Here is a 17,641-nt window from a genome sequence, read left to right on the forward strand (position 1 = left end):
TTTATTTGTCTTCTTTCTTTTCCTGTTTTGCCTTCACATACGGGTATCGGACCTGCGTGTAAACAAACATCACCAGAATATAGATGCCGCATGCGATCGCCGCGGGAACCGTAAGATCCGACAGATTGACATACGAGGTTCCGATCATCAGAATGCCGATGAAAAACAGCAGAATGTGAAGTGTCCGCTTTTTCATACAAAACGCAGATTTCTGATACTCTTCCGGGAAGATATCCGGCAGACGCCAGCAGGCCAGCAGCACCATAAACTCCGTCACCATATCGGTTCCGACACCCATGTTTGAAATCAATGTCAGATCCATTCCCGTAAGAATCGGAATGGCGCCCATCAGGAAAAAGACCATCAGAAGAATCGCCGGAACACCGTTTCTATTCTCCTCCGCGGTTTTTTCCGGCAGCCAGCCCTGTTTTGCGGCAGCCTGCAGTCCTCTTGTCACCCAGCTCAAGGTTCCGTTCAGGGTGGTAAGCAGCGCAAATACGGCACCACCGAACACGAAAAACAGGTACAGCCAGGTTGGAAAAATCTCCTGTGCGACAAGCGTCAGATTCTGAAATGCGACCGTTTCGACCGGAAGCACGCCGCCTGCCACGATACCGATCAGCACGTAGAATACAGCAACGATACTCGTGGAAAGCACGATAACCTTTGGAATCGTGCGGGACGGCTCCACGATATCATCTCCGTTCTCCGCAACGAATTTTGCGCCTCCGCACGCAAAACTTAAAAGCGCTACGCCTGTGAAAAAGTTCTTCGGACCGTTCGGCATCAGGTTGGATACCGTCGGTGTCAGGGCATCCCAGCTCACCTTGGGCAGACCGAATACAATAAATAAGAACAGGCTCAAAAGCAACAGCACAACCATGCCCTTTTGCACCAGTGCGCTCGATTTCAGTCCGATGAGATTGACGGCGGTACAGATTACAAGTGCTGCCATTGCGACAGCCGACTCGCCAAACTGTGGAAAAATCGAGCAGAAATAGCTCGCAAAGCCTTTCGCGTACGTTGCGATCAGAACCTGGCTTAAGACAAACATCGCAATGTACATAAAGCCGGCTTTTTCACCCATCAATCGTCGGATGTAAGTAAAGCCGGCGCCTGATGACGGGATTGCGGACGTCAGGATGATGAACGGTACACAGGTGATAATGGCAAGCACGGCACCTAAAATAAACGCTGCGGCAATGCCGTGTCCTGTCAGACCGATGACGATTCCCGTCAATACCATGATGCCTGAACCGATGATCTGTCCGATCGCAAGTCCCATACAGTCGGAAATATTCAGTTTTTTATGACCTTCCCCCATACATTTTCCTCCCTTTTTCTCCCAATGTACTCTCGTTTCTGTTGGCGGATCCCAACAGAAACGCATAGCATCCTATTTTTTTATTCTACCGAAATCTCATCGTTTGTCAATTTGCAAAATGCGCAAGGTTTAACGCTTTACCTGTACAGAATAGACAATATTATAATTGAACTTGTTTCGCTTTAATTTTGAACTTTTCAACATTTTTACAATTTTCAGTTTTTCTATTGAACTTTTTTCTTGTCCATGCTACAATAAGCACAGTTTTGAACTTTTTTTATTTTGTATTCTATCTTAAGGAGATTTTCTATGACAAACGAAACCTTTTCCGACCGTCTGAAACTGGCCATGCAGGCGAAACAGTTCAAGCAGGTCGATTTGATCCGAGCGGCCCAGCGGCGCGGTGTGAAGCTTGGAAAAAGCCATGTCAGCCAGTATGTCAGTGGAAAAACGGTTCCGCGCTCCGACATTCTTCACTTTCTGGCCGATGTGCTCCAGGTCGATCCCGACTGGCTGCTTGCAAAAGATTCCACAGTAAACTATACGGCAGATACGATTTCCGATCCGGCAGAATCCTTTTCTGATCCATCTGCCGCTTCCCTTTCCCAGACAAAAACAGGAGGTTCCCCTATGCGAGAATTTAAAAAATCATCGAAACTCGACAATGTCTTATATGATGTCCGCGGACCTGTCGTAGAAGAAGCAAACCGCATGGAAGCGTGCGGCACACAGGTTCTGAAACTGAACATTGGAAATCCGGCTCCATTTGGCTTCCGCACCCCGGATGAGGTCATCTATGATATGAGTCATCAGCTTACCGACTGTGAGGGCTACTCTCCTTCCCAGGGACTTTTCTCCGCAAGAAAAGCAATCATGCAATACGCACAGTTAAAGAAACTGCCAAATGTTTCTATTGATGATATTTATACAGGAAACGGCGTCAGTGAGCTGATCAACCTCTGTATGTCCGCTCTTCTGGATGACGGGGATGAAATCCTCATCCCATCCCCGGATTACCCTCTCTGGACTGCCTGCGCAACGCTGGCCGGCGGAAAAGCCGTCCACTACATCTGCGACGAACAGTCCGAATGGTATCCGGACATCGATGATATGCGAAAGAAGATCACCGACCGCACAAAAGCGATTGTTATCATCAATCCGAATAACCCGACCGGTGCACTCTATCCGAAAGAGGTACTGCAGCAGATTGTCGAGCTTGCCAGAGAACATCAGCTGATCATCTTTTCCGATGAAATTTATGACCGGCTCGTCATGGACGCTCTCGAGCATGTTTCTATTGCATCCCTCGCACCGGATCTGTTCTGTGTCACCTTCAGTGGTCTTTCCAAATCGCACATGATCGCAGGCTTCCGTATCGGCTGGATGATCTTAAGTGGAAATAAAGCTATCGCAAAGGACTATATTGAAGGGCTCAAAATGCTCTCCAACATGCGTCTCTGCTCCAATGTTCCGGCACAGTCCGTTGTCCAGACCGCTCTTGGCGGCCACCAGAGTGTCAACGACTACATCGTTCCGGGCGGACGGATTTACGAGCAGCGCGAATACGTTTACAAGGCATTCTGCGATATTCCGGGTATCACCGCAGTCAAACCAAAAGCTGCGTTCTATATGTTCCCGAAAATTGACACGAAAAAGTTCAATATCACAAACGACGAAAAATTTGCTCTCGATCTGCTGCGCGACAAAAAACTTCTGATCGTCCACGGCGGCGGCTTCAACTGGGGACAGCCGGATCACTTCCGCGTTGTTTACCTGCCGCGAATTGAAGTTTTAAAGGATGCGGTTGAAAAGATCACCGACTTCCTCTCCTATTATCATCAGTAAAATTCTGATCACTTTTTTCACAGAGCTCCACCGGAAATACCACCTTTTTTTCCGGCGGAGCTTTTTTCCTTTACCGGATTCTTTCCTGCTGCATTACACTTCACCGGTACCCGGCAAACAACAGGTAACTTTTCGTTACTGTTCACTCAGCAGTGAAACACTTGCTGTTTCGCTGCATAAGAAAGTGATTCAGGCGTGAGCAGCCCTCCTTTTGCGAAGCAAAACTTTAAATGAGGGCTGCGAATGTTACAGTTCGCTGGGAACCAGTGAACTGTAACAACTTTTCTGTTCCACGGCTTAATTTCGATTGCGGCTCCTGTTCCTTTATGTTATAATTCTTTCAAATCAAGTCACAACCTTTCTTTTGAGTTCTATTCTCGCTGTATCGCTTCTTGGCGGATGCCGCGCCTCCGACAAACCCGTTACGCTGACCGTATGGACGTATTACAACGGAGATCAGTTAGCTTCCTTTGAACGTCTTGTTGAGGAATTCAATACAACGATCGGAAAAAAAGAGCATATTACGGTCGAAGCCTCCAGTCAGGGCAGCATCAATGACCTGGAAAAAATGTTCTCGATGCCGCCAAAGGAAGGGTTGGTGCCCTTGCCATGCCAAATATTTTTTCCGCCTACGCCGATACCGCCTATACGCTTGAGCAGATGGGACAGGTCGTTGATCTTTCCCCTTATCTTACAGAGAAAGAAAAGGCTGCCTATCTTCCCAATTACCTGGAAGAAGGTGACTTTTCCGATGACGGCAGTATCCACATTATTCTGACAACCTCCACAAAATTCCTGCGTATCATGGAAATGGCAAGTATTGAACTGGGTGGCTATGAGATGCGTTTTGATCTCAACACGGTCTATGTCACAAAGAACTTTTTTCCCATGCTCAACCTTCCATCTGAAGATGTCTCCGGGCTTTCCACCCGGTATTTCCAGCAGATGCTGCGTGAATTTGACCAGACACATTCTCATACCGTATGGGTCGGGCATTCTAAGGTGTATGAAATTTCATTTTCTGACGGAACAATCCGCTACATCCGTATGGAGACCTCCCGCGAGGGCTATGCGCAGATCGGACTTGTCGAAGATTTTACCTCCGTTATGCTGGAACGGCAGCGCATAGAGCACGAGCGTGATTACGATGCATTGACCGGTCTCTACAATCGACGCGCGTTTCAGCGGGAAAGTGAAGCTCTTTTTGAGCATTCGGAAGTTCTCGGTCACGCTGCCCTTCTGATGATCGACCTTGACAATCTAAAACGCACCAACGACACCTTCGGCCACGACTGGGGCGATGCCTATATCCGGCAGGCAGGACAGTGTTTTATCTCCTCTGTGCCGGCTAAAACGCTCTGTGCCCGTATTTCCGGCGATGAATTTAATCTTCTGTTCTACGGCTACCAATCGCAGGAAGAAATTCGAGCACTGCTGCAGAATCTTTCCCTTGCGGTTTCAAATACAGCCCTGGAGCTGCCAAGTGGTCGTAAACTGCCCCTTCGCCTTTCCGGCGGAGTTTCCTGGTATCCGGAAAACAGTACAGATCTGTCTACGCTGAAAAAATATGCGGATTTCGCAATGTACCAGGTAAAGAAAGCAGAAAAAGGGTACATTACCGAATTCGATCTGGAGCTTTTTACAAAAAACGCAAAGGAAACCGAGATGCGCCGCCTGTTCCATAAAATGTTGAATGAAGAGCTGTTTACGTATTACTTCCAGCCAATTGTTTCCGCTGCGGACGGCAGTATCTACGCCTACGAGGCGCTGATGCGCGGAAATCTCCCGGCACTTACTCGTCCGGATCAGATCCTGCAGCTGGCTCACGAGGAAGAGTGCCTGCATGAAATAGAACGTCTGACTATGTTTCTCTCTGCAAAATCCTATGCCACATTCCTCTCCACCCATCAGATACGCGGTGATGAGCTTCTCTTTGTCAATTCGATTGCAAGCCAATACATGAATCACGATGAGTCAGTGGCTTACGTCGAACAATACAGCTTTCTTCAGGATCGGATTGTCATCGAGATCACAGAGGAGGATTCACAGGATCTTACAGCTCTGTTGAAAAAACGTGAGATGCCGGGATTTTCCGGTGTATTTGCCCTGGATGACTACGGCAGCGGCTACAGCAATGAAAAAACGCTTCTGGAGCTTGCACCGGCGTATATCAAGCTGGATCTTTCCATCATCCGCGATATCGACTCCGATCCGGACAAGCAGCAGATCGTAGAAAATATTGTTTCCTATGCACATCAAAGAGGCATGAAAATCATTGCCGAGGGTCTGGAAACTCCAGCTGAACTTTTGAAGGTACTGGAACTGGATGTTGATCTCCTGCAGGGCTATTTTCTTGCAAAACCGTCCGCTGTTCCGAAACCTGTCAGTGCAGAATCCGTTGCTGTCATAGAACACTTCCGGAAGCATCTTGCGTAATTCCACCTCTTCCTGCAGCATCATTTCAAATGACAGAATTTATGGCTGATCTGCTGTTTTGAAACATGCACCGGTCAGAGACCCATAGCGTATTTGAGAAGTCATCCCTTAAAAACGCCCATAGCAAAACCCTGCAAAAGCAGGGTTTTGTTTACACTCGAAGGGTTCTGCCTGACAGGATCCTTTTTTATACTTTTTTCATATTTTTCTCCTGTTCGTTCCTCCGCTTCTGTGCTATGATACCTTACAGCAATGACAAATCATCCATCGAAAGGAGTTTTTCTATGTGTACAGCAGCAACCTATCAAACACGCGACTTTTATATGGGCCGCACACTCGATTATGAATTTTCCTATGGCGACCAGATCACCGTCACACCTCGCAATTACCCGTTTTCCTTTCTTCATATGCCGTCCCTTTCCCATCACTATGCAATGATCGGCATGGCGTGTGTGATGGATGATTACCCGCTCTATTATGAGGCGTTCAATGAAAAAGGGCTTGGTATCGCCGGCCTTAATTTTGTAGGAAATGCCGTTTATTTCGATCCGAAACCGGAGAAAGACAATATCGCGCAGTTCGAGCTGATCCCGTGGATTCTCGGTACATGTGCTTCGCTTGCGGAAGCAAAAGAATCCCTCTCCCGTATCAATCTCATCAGCACACCTTTTAAAAAGAATCTTCCGCTCGCACAGCTTCACTGGATCATCGCAGATGCATCGGGTGCCATCACCGTGGAATCCACGGCGGACGGTCTGCATGTCTACGACAATCCGGTCGGCGTTCTGACAAACAATCCGCCGTTTCCAATGCAGATGTTCTCACTGAACAATTACCTGCATCTGTCACCAAAACAGCCGGCCAACACGTTTTCCAACCAGCTCGATCTTTCTACGTACAGCCGTGGCATGGGCGGTCTTGGACTGCCGGGCGACCTCTCGTCTGCTTCCCGCTTTGCACGCGTGGCGTTTGTAAAGCAGAACTCGATCTCGGGAAACAGCGAAACGGAGAGTGTCAGCCAGTTTTTCCATATTTTAAATTCTGTCGACCAGCAGAGAGGATGCTGCGAGGTGGCGGACGGAAAGTATGAGATCACGCTCTATACTTCCTGCTGCAATGCGACGCAGGGAATTTACTATTATACGACGTATGACAATCATCAGATTTCTGCGGTTGATATGCACCGCGAGAATCTCGATGGCGAAACGCTTCGCTGCTTTGCGCCGGTGACGGGCGAGCAGATTCATATGCAGAATTAGAAAAATCCGGTACAGAAATCTTTGAGGACCCCTCAAAAAAGATTCTGTATCGGATTTTTTCTACATCTCATCACACATTGTAAAACAGACGTCGCACCGGCTTCTTCTTTTAACCTCTTACTTGTTTAGTAGATATTATTTTACTTTCATTTTTTTCTGTCTCTTCCGGCAGTTTTATGATACACTTTTCGTATTGGAAAACCGATTTTTTTGAAAGGATTTTATCATCATGCAATTTTATCTCGCCCCGATGGAAGGGCTGACCGGATATGTGTACCGGAGCGCCTACCACAAATATTTTCCGGCGGCTGACCGTTATTTCACGCCATTTATTACAAATAAAAAGATGAGCTCCCGCGAGCGCAATGACATTCTCCCGGAGCATAACGAAGGGATGACGGTGATCCCGCAGATTCTCACAAACCAGGCGGAGGACTTTCTTTCTCTGACAAAAGAACTGAAGGAGTACGGCTACGATACCGTCAATCTAAACCTTGGCTGTCCGTCCGGCACGGTTGTCGCCAAGCGGCGCGGCTCCGGACTGCTTGCGTGGCCGCATACACTCGATGCATTTCTCGATGAAATCTTTTCGTCCTGCGACTGCCGGATTTCCATCAAGACAAGACTTGGCACAACCGACACCGATGAGTGGGAGACGCTGCTTGCGATTTATGACAAATATCCGCTGGAAGAGCTGATTATTCATCCGCGGATTCAGAAAGATTTCTACAAATATACGCCGCGCATGGAGTGTTATCGGACAGCATATGAGACGAGCCGCCACTCGCTGTGCTACAATGGGGATCTTTTCTCAACCGCTGATTTTCAGAAGCTCTGCCATGATTTTCCCTTGACGGAAAAGGTCATGCTCGGCCGCGGGGTGCTGCAGAACCCCTGGTTGATCGGGATGCTGCGCAGTACAGATCCTGCCAGCAGTGAAAATTTAGCTCCGGCAGATAAGGAGCTGCTGCGCGCATTCTGCGAAGATCTCTGTGCCGGCTATGCGCGCGTTATTTCCGGGGATAAAAATGTGCTGTTTAAATTAAAGGCACTGTGGATTTACCTCGGAACATCGTTTACGAATCCCCAGAAGTATCTGAAAAAGATCAAAAAAGCAAATCGCCTTGCCGAGTATGAAGAGGCCGTTGATTCGCTCTTTCGGGAACAGGAGCTGATTTTTTAACCGAATCGAGCCGCGCAAGCCGCTTATGAACCTTCGCTTGATTTTTCCATCCTGTTCCGCACAGATAAAATTGAACCGCGTCTGATCAACGAAAACACAGCTCTCATCCTTTTCTCTTACCACACCGAATGCATCCGCCGTGAGGATGGCACTTCGTACGGCATCCGCGGACTCGAGACACAGGTCGCCGTCAAAGAGGACGAGAAATGGAAATTGCAGCATATTCATTATTCGAAAGAAGCATGAGCAAAAATACGCCGCAGATCTGATCACTAGACCTGCGGCGTATTTTTATGCTCTTTTTCTCCAACTCCCAAATCCGTTCTCTATTTCATCGGCAGCATTGCAAGCGTATCGCACTCTTCCTCTTCTGCTTCCTCTGCAATCAGATTCCGGATATTCTGCATACGGTTATCCAGCTCCGCGCTCTGTCTTGCGCAGTCGTAGAGTTCATCCTGCAGATATTTGACATGATTTTCGGGAATATTTTTCTTGTAGCGCATCTTGTGCTCCAGACTCGCCCAGAAATCCATCGCGATCGTACGGAACTGTACTTCCACGTAAACCAGTTTCTTTGTATCCTGTAAAAAGATCGGCACCTGAACGATCAGATGAAGACTGCGGTAGCCGCTCTCCTTCGGATGCTGAATATAGTCCTTCCGCTCAATCAGCGTAATGTCATCCTGTTTCAGAAAACTGTCTGCCAGCTTATAAATATCGCTTGGAAAAGAACAGATCACGCGCACACCGGCGATATCGCGGATATTTTCCTCGATAGACTCCAGTGTGACCGGGATGTCTTTCACGCGGATTTTCCGCATAATGCTCTCATACGATTTGACCCTTGTTTTGATTCCTTCGATCGGGTTCTGGTCATAGGAAAGCGAGTATTCCTGATTCAGCACCCGGAACTTTGTCTCGATTTCCATAATGGCGCACTGATAATACGACATCAGAAGATCGAACGGCTTTTTGTTCTTCTGCATCATCTCAATAAACTCATCCGATAAAAGATTCTGCTTTACAAACTCATCCCGTTTTGTCCCAATCAGGTTTTTTCCCTGTTTTTTTATTTCCTCCAGTACTTCGAGGTTTTTCATCATCCGTTTTTTCGTCCTCCCAAAACTGCGTTCTCTGTCCTTTATGCTATCATTTTAGGCCTGTAAAGTCAAATTTTTTCTTCTTTTACTCTACCTTCAGCATCCGGTAGCCAACCCCGATATGCGTCTGGATATACTGCGTCTGCTCTCCGTTCTTTTCCAGCTTTTTCCGAAGCGTCGCCATGAAAACACGGAGGGAAGCGATATCATTCTCCCAGCTGCTTCCCCAGATTTTCTGTGTGATAAACGTATGCGTCAGCACCTTCCCTGCATTCTGCGACAGCAGGCAGAGCAGCTTGTATTCGATTGGGGTCAGATGAAGTTCCTCTCCGTCAAGATATGCGCACCCCGCTGCGTACTCGATCCGCAGTGCGCCATTTTCAAAGACAGCCGACTGGACTCCATTTTCTGCCTGCATCTGGGACAGACGGCGCTGTGTGACTCGAAGGCGGGCCAGCAGTTCCTCCACAGAAAACGGTTTCGTCAGATAATCATCCGCTCCTGCGTCCAATGCCTCGATTTTATCGCTGTCCTCACTTCTTGCACTGATTACGATAATCGGCATATTCGACCAGCTTCGAATCTTTTCAATCACCTCTACGCCATCAATATCCGGCAGGCCAAGGTCGAGCAGAACAATGTCGGGATTATGTGTGGATGCCTCCATAATGGCACCCGCACCGTTCTTTGCAGAAATATACTTATAATCGTGTGTTTTTAACGTCGTAGTAATCAGGTTGTGAACCGGCGTATCATCTTCCACAACCAGAATTAATGTCTTATTCATTCAAATTCACCTCACTGAGCGGCAGGGTAAACCGAAAGCAGCAGCCCTGTGGATCGCAGTCATAAAGTGCTATCTCCCCGCCGTGCGCATTTACAATCGAACGGCAGAGTGCCAGTCCAAGGCCAAGGCTTCTGCGGCTGTCGCTTACTTTATTTTTCCCGGAATAGAACATCTCAAACACATGCTCTCTGGACTCTTTTGGAATCCCGGGGCCGTTGTCCTCCACCGCGATCCAGATATTTTTCTCCTCTTTTCTGGCTGTCGAGAACCCACTGAATGATTTCCTGTTCCCTTGGGTCAAAGATTTTTTCCGTCTTTCCTCCTGTCTGCGCGCTGTAAAGTGTTCCGCGGACAATTCTGCTCTCCTGTGCCCCTGCCGGTGCGGCCGTCAGATCCCTTCCCAGCAGTTTTACAAGCTTTGTCGCTGTAATATCAAAAATCTCCGACGCATCCTCTGCCTTCTGCAGAAGCTGGCTGGTATTGAAAAGAAGGTTCTGTCAGGAAGTAGTTAAACAGCACTACACTGATCACAGAACTGATTACGCTGCAGGTATAACCGCTGGTCAGAATGGACGTCATCATAACGCCGACCAGATATATGGTAATGATATTGGAATCCGGAATGATATGGATTTCCAAATCCGGCACCAGATCGGTCAGCCGTTCGGTCCATCCCCTTCTCTTTCGAAAAAATCCCTGATCCATCATGCTTTTTCCAATGACAATCCGCGTTACTTCGGAAATTCTCGCATATTCTGCAATCTGCAGGGCAATGTCCTCGCTGTGCGTCGTTACAATCTCCGCCCCGCTCTGTTCTACCAGGCGGATATGCTTCTGCAGCCTTGCCTGATCCTCCGGCGTTTTCTCTGCCGGTTCCGCGGTCTGCACATACAGTGCTGTAAAATTAGCACCAAATGCCCGGGCCATCTGTGCCGCAGTCCGGATAAACACTCAAAAAGGACACCTTTTATTGTATAATTATGTTACCCCACAAACATACGAAAGAAGGTGTCCTTAATGAAAAATTAGCATTGAAGAAACTGCTAACTTATATGAAAAGTGTATACAAAATTCCACAAAAAATCAAGGGTTTATCCGATGAAAGAAAAAGAAAATCCCTCCCGTTGTTTAATATCGTTATGCCAGTGCTGATTTTCCTGATGCTTCAGTATGAAAGTTTTCACACCATTTTTTCAGCGCCGGAAAGCATGGAGAAACGACTGAAAAACTGTATCCGTGGAAAAATCCCAAAAGTTGATGCAGTCAGGGATCTTCTTTCCCGGATTGATCCAAAAGAAATCGAGAAAATTCACGCGCAGACGATTGATGTTCTGAAACGCAACCGCGTATTTCGGGAAGGAACCATAGGCGGATATGTTGCGGCAGGTATTGATGGGGTGGAATTATTCAGCAGTACAAAAAAGTCCTGTCCAGACTGCCTGAGCCGGAAGAACGGGACGGGGAAGACAAAATACTTTCATCGAAGTGTGGTATGTATGACGGTAGGAAAATCGCCGCATGTGATCTTTGGGCAGGAAATGCTGAAACCCAGAGATGGTTCAGAAAAAGATGAAGGGGAACTGACAGGAGCGAAAAGGCTCATCCGGCATTTAAAGAAAAGGCATGGTCATTTCGCAGATGTGATTGTGGCAGATGCACTGTACCTGAATGCCCTGTTTATCAATACTTTGAAGGAATGCGGTTTAGAAACGGTAATCCGTCTGAAAGATGAAAGAAGGCTTCTGTTTCAGGATGCGGAAAGCATGTTTCAGCGGGACGAGGGGAGAAAAAGGAGCTTCAGGAAGGGAAAAAGAGTATTGAAGTATGGGATCTTTCCGGATTTGAGATAGACCTTACCTGGACGATATCTTAAGCGGACTGAAATACGAGGACGGCCACTACGATCTCGTGAGTCTTTCCGACAAGGATTATCAGAAAAAACTGGATGTCCAGATTGCCTGCTGGGATAAACTGAAAAATGAAATTCAGAAGGTCAGATCCGGAGAAAACGGAACGGCGGATCTGGTAGACATGAGCGAGACGTATTTCCAGATGGCAGATGAAACGGTTGCCGCAGTCAAAGTTTCCCGTGCCAACCGCCAGCTGGAACAGAAAGCCTACATCGACCTTCACACGGGACTGCCGAACAAGAGCAAGTGCGAAGAGCTGTTCCACAATGTGGAATTCATCAAAACTCCTACCGCCTGTATCGTCTTTGACATGAACAACCTGAAACGCGTCAACGACAGCCTCGGCCACTCCATTGGCGACCAGCTGATTCTGAACTTTGCCCGGCTGCTGCGAAACTCGATTCCCGCGAAGCATTTCGTAGGAAGATACGGCGGCGATGAATTATGGCGGTCATCTATGATGCAACCCGCGAAAGCATCACAGAAATCCTCACAGAGCTTCAGAACGAAGTCGAACAGTTCAACAGCTACGGAACCCAGTTCCGCATCAGCTATTCCCACGGCTGGGCACTTTCCACCGATTACAACGAATGTACGCTCCGCACGCTGTTTGACAAAGCAGATAAATATATGTATGAAAACAAGCAGCAGAGCAAGCAGGGACGCCAGGACTAAAGAAACGCCGGAACCGGAAATATCTTATCGCCGGTTCTGGCGTTTTTTCTTGCTGTTTCTCTTTTATTTTTTTGCAAACGCTTCTATCTGCGCATATCCCGCTGAAAAATCAATGGGTTCCTCCCGCAGCTTCTTTCTGACCGCATCGCGTCCTTCCTGATCTGCCAGCACTTTCTGGATTTTATCGGCAAACTGCATCACATCCAGCGGACAGAGATATCCGTTTTCCCCATCCCGGATCTGCTCGCGCATGGACGGAATATCGGAAGCGATGATGACCTTCTGCAGGCTTCTCGCCTCTACAATCGTAATCGGATAGCCTTCGTGACGGGACGGCTGGAGATACAGGTCGCAGGATTTTACGTACGGCGCAGGATTTTCGCGCATTCCGAGAAAAATAATTTCCTGCTCCACCTGATATTCCTTTGCCATGGTCCGCAGCTTGTTCAGATCTCTTCCATCACCGATGATGAACCATTTGAAGCGAAGTCCCCGTTTTTTCAGCTCCGCCGTAATCTGCACCGCAATATCATATCCTTTTTCTTCCGAAGCTCTTCCCACCGTCAGAAATTTCAGCTCTCCTGTGTACTGCGGATCGCTAAGCGGCTCCTCACTCCGTCTCTGCACCTGTTTGATGTCAATGAAATTCAGCAGAACCTCTGTCCGGTCCGCGAGTTCCGGAAAACGGGCAATGACCTGTTTTCGGACAGGCTCGGAAACACAGTAAATTTTATCATACTCCGGAATAAAGTCCCTGGTCCGGAACAGCCACCAGAGATTTTCTCCGTGGAACCAGACCGCTTTTTTCCGCGCATTCGTCTTTCTGGCTCCGAATGCGGTTGTGAACGCACCGAATCCGAAAAAGTCGAAAACAAGATCGTATTGTTTGGTTTCCGGCTCCACACACTCCAGAATCCGTTCATACAGTTTTCCATACCGTTTCTTTCCATACACGACGCGCATCAGAAATACGCCCATTCCTCTGGCATAGAAAGACCGTTCTGCCGGTGTCTCCCGTTTTCCCACAATCCGTTCCAAAGCCGGATGCGGTTTTTTGTTCCAGATCATCTGGCGCACTTCCACTTCCTTCGGAATCCGCTCCAGCAGAACGCCTCTTTTTTCGACCAGAAGAAGCGTTACATCTTCTTTTTTCTCCACCAGTTTCTGCAGCAGCGCTGCCATGGCAACTTCCGTTCCGCCCATGTCCATGGTACGTCCCAGCACCAGTATTTTACTCATTGCTTACCTCTCATCTGCTTTTTTCTCTGTTCTAACGCCAGTAGGCATCTCCCACATGCGCAGGATGACGCTGATCCTCCGGCGGAAGCTGATGGTAATCGCCGTACAGGGTGTGAAGATACGTCTCATATCCCGCCGGGGCATTGATCAGATGGCCTTCAAACGGAAGGCGCACGATCTCTTCGATCGCTGTTTTGGGAATCGCGTCCGACTTGCGGTAACCGCCGCACTGGCAGGCCACCCACTTTGAGTCCTCCGCGCGGTACTTTCTGCACTCTTTTTCCATCTCGCGCAGAATCCGCTCTTTTCCATAGCATTTCCGGATCGCCCATTTGCACCATTTTGCGAAGCTTCCTTTGTTTCCTTTTAAGGTTTGGCGGTAGGTGCGGAATGCATTCATCCGCTGGCTTTCCAGAAACAGCAGCTTTTTCCAGTGACGGTCGTACTCCGGTGTATCTTTTTCCGGCAGTCCGTCAAACGGGAAAATGTCGACGAAAAGACCGGTATCCACAGCTCCTGCCACGTGCTCCACGAGACTCGTTCCGGTGTGTACCAGCTTTCCGTATGCCAGTGTGAAACCCTTTGTATTATGAAAATTCATGACGCGGTACGGTGTATCCGTTTCGCTGTTTACAATCTGTTCCAGTTTTTCATAATCCGCTCTCGGCATCCAGACATCCACATCATCATCCCACGGAATGAACCCCTGATGCCGGATCAGCCCGAGCAGCGTTCCATCTGCTGCAAAATAGATCAGGTGATGTTTCCGGCAGACTTCATCCAGATACAGTAATATTCCAAGCGCAATCTCCTGTTTTTCTTTTAATTCTGTAATTTTACGCATAACGGCATTGCCTTTCTGTTTTGTTTTTCCCATCCATTATAAACACTCTGCCGGATTTTTTCAATTTAAAGTTCCTGCCGCTCCGCATCCGGACAGTAAGGATACCACACACACTGCTGTCAGACAGAAACTTAGCTCTTTTCTTCTCTTCATTCTCTCTCCTTCCTCTTGTATTCCACTAATTCATGAACCTCTGCTAATCAATGATATACATACCTTATAATCGTTTTTATAACCTCATCAATCACAATCGGCTTTGACAAATGTGCGTTCATTCCTGCATCCAGTGATGCCTGAACATCTTCTGCAAATGAATTAGCTGTCATTGCTATAATAGGAATGTTTTTTCCATCCGGTCTGTCATTCATTGCCCTGATTGCTTTTGCCGCTTCATAACCATTCATTTCAGGCATCATGATATCCATCAGGATTACATCAAATGTGCCTTCCGGATGATTTCTGAAAATCTCAACAGCATTCTTTCCATCCACAGCTCTTTCTACATTCATCCCGAACTCTTCCAACTGCACGGCAGCAATCTCTGCATTCAGTTCATTATCCTCTGCAAGAAGGACATTCACACCTGTAAGATTTACCTTTTCAGAAAAACCTGTGTCTGCCTTATTACATTCCTTATCTGTAATTTCCAAAGGAATATCCACAACAAATGTGGTTCCCTCATGCTTTTTACTCTGCACGGAAATGGTTCCACCCATCATATCTACATACTTCTTTACGATAGCCATCCCCAGTCCAACTCCATGGTACTGCGTTCTCACATCGGAATCTTCCTGTGCAAATTCCTCAAAAACTTCTTTTGTAAATTCCTCACTCATGCCAATACCAGTGTCCGAAATGCGGTAACGCATATTTATATATCCATCCCCGCCCTTCTCCTGACACCGGGCTTCAAATGTAATCGTTCCTCCATCCGGAGTGTATTTTACGGCATTGCTCAGAATATTGACCAGCACATCGCGCAGGCGTGCAGGATCCGCAAGTACATTCGGAATCTTTGCATCTTCACGCTGAATCTTAAAGTTGATATCCCTGTTCGTAAGAAAGCCTTTTATAATATCCAATGCAGAATCTGTAATGTTTTTCACATCCGCCGGTACCGGATTGTATTTCACTTTTCCACTTTCGATGCGGGTCAGATCTAATACATCATTGATCAGCGACAGTAAATGCTCTGAGCTTTCGTCAATCTTTTCCAGACAATTTTTCACTTCGTCTGACGGATTGTTTTTCATTGCAATACCGGTAAATCCTATGATTGCATTCATCGGTGTCCTCATATCATGGGACATATGTGACAGAAATGCTGTTTTTGCCTTGTTTGCAGCCTGTGCATGCTCTGCCAGTTCCGCCATTTCCTCAGCTTTCTTCTGGGCCGCCTTCTGAGCTTTTTTTCTTGCACTGAGACGCACCATTGTCCCAGCCATAGCAGTCAGCAGCCATCCAAAAATAAGAAGAACCCAAACAGTAACAACAGGATGCAGACGGATCCAGTCAACAAGTGTAAGCTCTGTTGCTTTGTATGTGGTATACTGTGCTGCAAGATCTTCAACAAGATTTTGGGGCATGGCATACATTGCTTTCGTCAGAATACCAGCCAGCGCATGGTTCTCAGTTGATGAAATTACCATGCGGTAGGTGAATGTAGGCTGTTCCAGCAGAGTATATGTCATGGTGCCCGTAGTGTCACTGTTCACAAACGCCTGTGCCATGTAATAGTAGACGAAGGCAGCATCTGCTTTACCCTCACGGACAGCTTCCATCATTTCCTGTCGGGTACTGCACATCAGTTTTTCTGCACCGGGTGCCATTGCATCTTCAATGGAATTTGATGCTGTCTGGTCAACAGTAGTAACAACATTAATTTTTCCATCAAAGTCACGCCGTGTCACCCTTGCCAGCTGCATCGTAATGAAAGGTGCAGTAATCCCCCATTTTTTCGTCTCAGCATAGTTATCTGTTTCCAGGCGCGCATCGATGCTCATATCTGTGGTTTCCTTATTTTTCTGATAAGCAATATACTCATCTCTGGTGGCAGGTGTAAGAAACTCATAGGAAATCCCGGCATAGTCTGCAATTTTCCGGAAGTAATCCGGGATAATACCCTTCATCTCACCATTTTCATTATAAGAATATGGATAACGGGTCGGATCACACAGAACATGAAGCGGGTTGTCCTTGGAATACTGTGAAATAATACTTTTTTCTTTCTCCGTATATTCCAGATTCTTAGTTTCGATGCTTTCATAATTTTTATTATAAAGTGTCGTTTTCCAGTCACCCTCAACTGCATTCATCTGGTCGATTGCATAATTGATCTCATTCAGCAATTCTGTATTACCTTTTTTAACCATGACATAGAAATCGCTGCTGTCAAATTTATCCACGATACGCTCATTGTTTGTTTTTCTCAGAGAACTAGCAGCAATAGCATCAACATTTCCACTCTGAAGAGCTTCCTCCATCTCTGCTGTCGTATCAAAATAAAATGGATCATATGTAAATCCTTTGTTGCCTGCAAAATCCGCAAAACTCTTTATCTCGGAGCTTCCATTCAAAAACGCCACACGCATACCGTTGTAAGTACTGTAATTGCCATCCACAATCGTGCTGTTGTCACTGCGGACGGTCAGAATCCCATTATTGGTTCCGATCGGACGTGAAAAATCAAACTTTTCTTCTCTTTCCGGTGTTTTGCGGGGAGATGTTACCATATCAATCTCGCCATCTTCAAGCATCTGCTGCATATCATCCCAGCTCTTATCATATCCGACATATTCGTAATCTACATCCCAATAACGGGCCATCAGCCGAAGAAAATCATAGCCATACCCACTGCGGTTGCCTTCTTCATCCATCACATGATAACGATCCATGGCAAAGAAACCGACTTTGACAGTTTCATGCTGCGAACTGTCCTCGGCTGCATATGCAGTCTGGGGAGAAAATATCATACACACGCATACAAAAGCCAGTAATACTGCCACATATTTCTTTGCTCTCGAAATCATATTAAATCTC

The 17,641-nt window shown here is 47.1% G+C and carries 14 protein-coding genes and 1 pseudogene; 7 read left to right on the forward strand and 8 right to left on the reverse strand.

Features of this window, described 5'->3' with window-relative positions; all coding sequences use genetic code 11:
• Position 1: 1 nt before the first annotated feature.
• Entirely contained in the window at positions 2-1,324 is a 1,323-nt protein-coding gene (locus tag DXD02_RS05165; protein ID WP_158580102.1) for an APC family permease, read from the reverse strand.
• A 309-nt stretch (positions 1,325-1,633) separates the two neighbouring features.
• Here DXD02_RS05165 and DXD02_RS05170 point away from each other — a divergent pair, with 309 nt between their 5' ends.
• From DXD02_RS05170 to DXD02_RS05185, 4 genes are all read left to right on the forward strand, one after another.
• A complete protein-coding gene (locus DXD02_RS05170) occupies positions 1,634-3,169 on the forward strand; it encodes an aminotransferase class I/II-fold pyridoxal phosphate-dependent enzyme (protein ID WP_118666487.1) in 1,536 nt (511 codons plus the stop codon).
• A gap of 609 nt (positions 3,170-3,778) precedes the next feature.
• Positions 3,779-5,605, forward strand: a complete 1,827-nt coding sequence (locus tag DXD02_RS05175) for a bifunctional diguanylate cyclase/phosphodiesterase (protein WP_118659630.1) — start codon at positions 3,779-3,781, stop codon at positions 5,603-5,605.
• Positions 5,606-5,889: 284 nt separating this feature from the next.
• Positions 5,890-6,864, forward strand: coding sequence for a choloylglycine hydrolase (bsh, locus tag DXD02_RS05180; RefSeq protein WP_055219508.1), 975 nt, complete (start codon positions 5,890-5,892; stop codon positions 6,862-6,864).
• 229 nt (positions 6,865-7,093) lie between these two features.
• A complete protein-coding gene (locus tag DXD02_RS05185; RefSeq protein ID WP_055227649.1) occupies positions 7,094-8,047 on the forward strand; it encodes a tRNA dihydrouridine synthase in 954 nt (317 codons plus the stop codon).
• 326 nt (positions 8,048-8,373) lie between these two features.
• Here DXD02_RS05185 and DXD02_RS05190 read toward each other — a convergent pair whose 3' ends face one another.
• The 4 genes from DXD02_RS05190 to DXD02_RS05205 all read right to left on the reverse strand — a co-directional run bounded on the left by DXD02_RS05190 (position 8,374) and on the right by DXD02_RS05205 (position 10,885).
• Positions 8,374-9,150 carry a GTP pyrophosphokinase gene (locus DXD02_RS05190; RefSeq protein ID WP_055227650.1) on the reverse strand — a complete coding sequence of 259 codons (777 nt, stop codon included), beginning with the start codon at positions 9,148-9,150 and terminating at the stop codon, positions 8,374-8,376.
• Between the two features lie 82 nt (positions 9,151-9,232).
• On the reverse strand, positions 9,233-9,934 hold the full coding sequence (locus DXD02_RS05195) for a response regulator (RefSeq protein ID WP_022461465.1): 702 nt from the start codon (positions 9,932-9,934) through the stop codon (positions 9,233-9,235).
• Positions 9,927-10,235, reverse strand: a complete 309-nt coding sequence (locus tag DXD02_RS05200) for a sensor histidine kinase (protein WP_243001858.1) — start codon at positions 10,233-10,235, stop codon at positions 9,927-9,929. The genes DXD02_RS05195 and DXD02_RS05200 overlap by 8 nt, the downstream gene beginning before the upstream one ends.
• A 131-nt stretch (positions 10,236-10,366) precedes the next feature.
• Positions 10,367-10,885 carry a DUF4118 domain-containing protein gene (locus DXD02_RS05205; protein ID WP_118666488.1) on the reverse strand — a complete coding sequence of 173 codons (519 nt, stop codon included), beginning with the start codon at positions 10,883-10,885 and terminating at the stop codon, positions 10,367-10,369.
• 173 nt (positions 10,886-11,058) lie between these two features.
• Here DXD02_RS05205 and DXD02_RS15745 point away from each other — a divergent pair, with 173 nt between their 5' ends.
• From DXD02_RS15745 to DXD02_RS15755, 3 genes and pseudogenes are all read left to right on the forward strand, one after another.
• Positions 11,059-11,784: a transposase gene (locus DXD02_RS15745; RefSeq protein ID WP_243108239.1), complete on the forward strand. Its 726-nt coding sequence runs from the start codon at positions 11,059-11,061 to the stop codon at positions 11,782-11,784.
• 202 nt (positions 11,785-11,986) lie between these two features.
• Positions 11,987-12,292 (forward strand): annotated as a pseudogene (locus DXD02_RS16220) (GGDEF domain-containing protein); the annotation flags it as partial.
• Between the two features lie 5 nt (positions 12,293-12,297).
• The gene (locus DXD02_RS15755; protein WP_369123060.1) at positions 12,298-12,519 is read left to right on the forward strand and encodes a diguanylate cyclase domain-containing protein; all 222 of its coding nucleotides are present in this window, start codon (positions 12,298-12,300) and stop codon (positions 12,517-12,519) included.
• A 63-nt stretch (positions 12,520-12,582) separates the two neighbouring features.
• Here the strand turns inward: DXD02_RS15755 and DXD02_RS05220 are convergent, their stop codons facing one another.
• From DXD02_RS05220 to DXD02_RS05230, 3 genes are all read right to left on the reverse strand, one after another.
• Positions 12,583-13,758: a glycosyltransferase gene (locus DXD02_RS05220; protein ID WP_117760761.1), complete on the reverse strand. Its 1,176-nt coding sequence runs from the start codon at positions 13,756-13,758 to the stop codon at positions 12,583-12,585.
• Between the two features lie 31 nt (positions 13,759-13,789).
• Positions 13,790-14,602 (reverse strand): LicD family protein, encoded by an 813-nt coding sequence (locus DXD02_RS05225; protein WP_158579613.1) that lies wholly within the window; start codon positions 14,600-14,602, stop codon positions 13,790-13,792.
• 200 nt (positions 14,603-14,802) lie between these two features.
• Positions 14,803-17,631: a transporter substrate-binding domain-containing protein gene (locus DXD02_RS05230; protein WP_119199135.1), complete on the reverse strand. Its 2,829-nt coding sequence runs from the start codon at positions 17,629-17,631 to the stop codon at positions 14,803-14,805.
• Positions 17,632-17,641: the final 10 nt, after the last annotated feature.

Origin of the sequence: Blautia sp. TF10-30 (assembly GCF_003481245.1) — a bacterium.
In the GTDB taxonomy this organism is placed as follows: Bacteria; Bacillota; Clostridia; order Lachnospirales; family Lachnospiraceae; genus Fusicatenibacter; species Fusicatenibacter saccharivorans.

Bases quoted from the DNA above. Each gene is read 5' to 3' on its own strand.
- DXD02_RS05225 (WP_158579613.1), bottom strand. From the start codon at position 14,602: ATGCGTAAAATTACAGAATTAAAAGAAAAACAGGAGATTGCGCTTGGA.
- DXD02_RS05165 (WP_158580102.1), bottom strand. From the start codon at position 1,324: ATGGGGGAAGGTCATAAAAAACTGAATATTTCCGACTGTATGGGACTT.
- DXD02_RS05185 (WP_055227649.1), top strand. From the start codon at position 7,094: ATGCAATTTTATCTCGCCCCGATGGAAGGGCTGACCGGATATGTGTAC.
- DXD02_RS05175 (WP_118659630.1), top strand. From the start codon at position 3,779: ATGCCAAATATTTTTTCCGCCTACGCCGATACCGCCTATACGCTTGAG.
- DXD02_RS05195 (WP_022461465.1), bottom strand. From the start codon at position 9,934: ATGAATAAGACATTAATTCTGGTTGTGGAAGATGATACGCCGGTTCAC.
- DXD02_RS05230 (WP_119199135.1), bottom strand. From the start codon at position 17,631: ATGATTTCGAGAGCAAAGAAATATGTGGCAGTATTACTGGCTTTTGTA.
- DXD02_RS05220 (WP_117760761.1), bottom strand. From the start codon at position 13,758: ATGAGTAAAATACTGGTGCTGGGACGTACCATGGACATGGGCGGAACG.
- bsh (WP_055219508.1), top strand. From the start codon at position 5,890: ATGTGTACAGCAGCAACCTATCAAACACGCGACTTTTATATGGGCCGC.
- DXD02_RS05170 (WP_118666487.1), top strand. From the start codon at position 1,634: ATGACAAACGAAACCTTTTCCGACCGTCTGAAACTGGCCATGCAGGCG.
- DXD02_RS05190 (WP_055227650.1), bottom strand. From the start codon at position 9,150: ATGATGAAAAACCTCGAAGTACTGGAGGAAATAAAAAAACAGGGAAAA.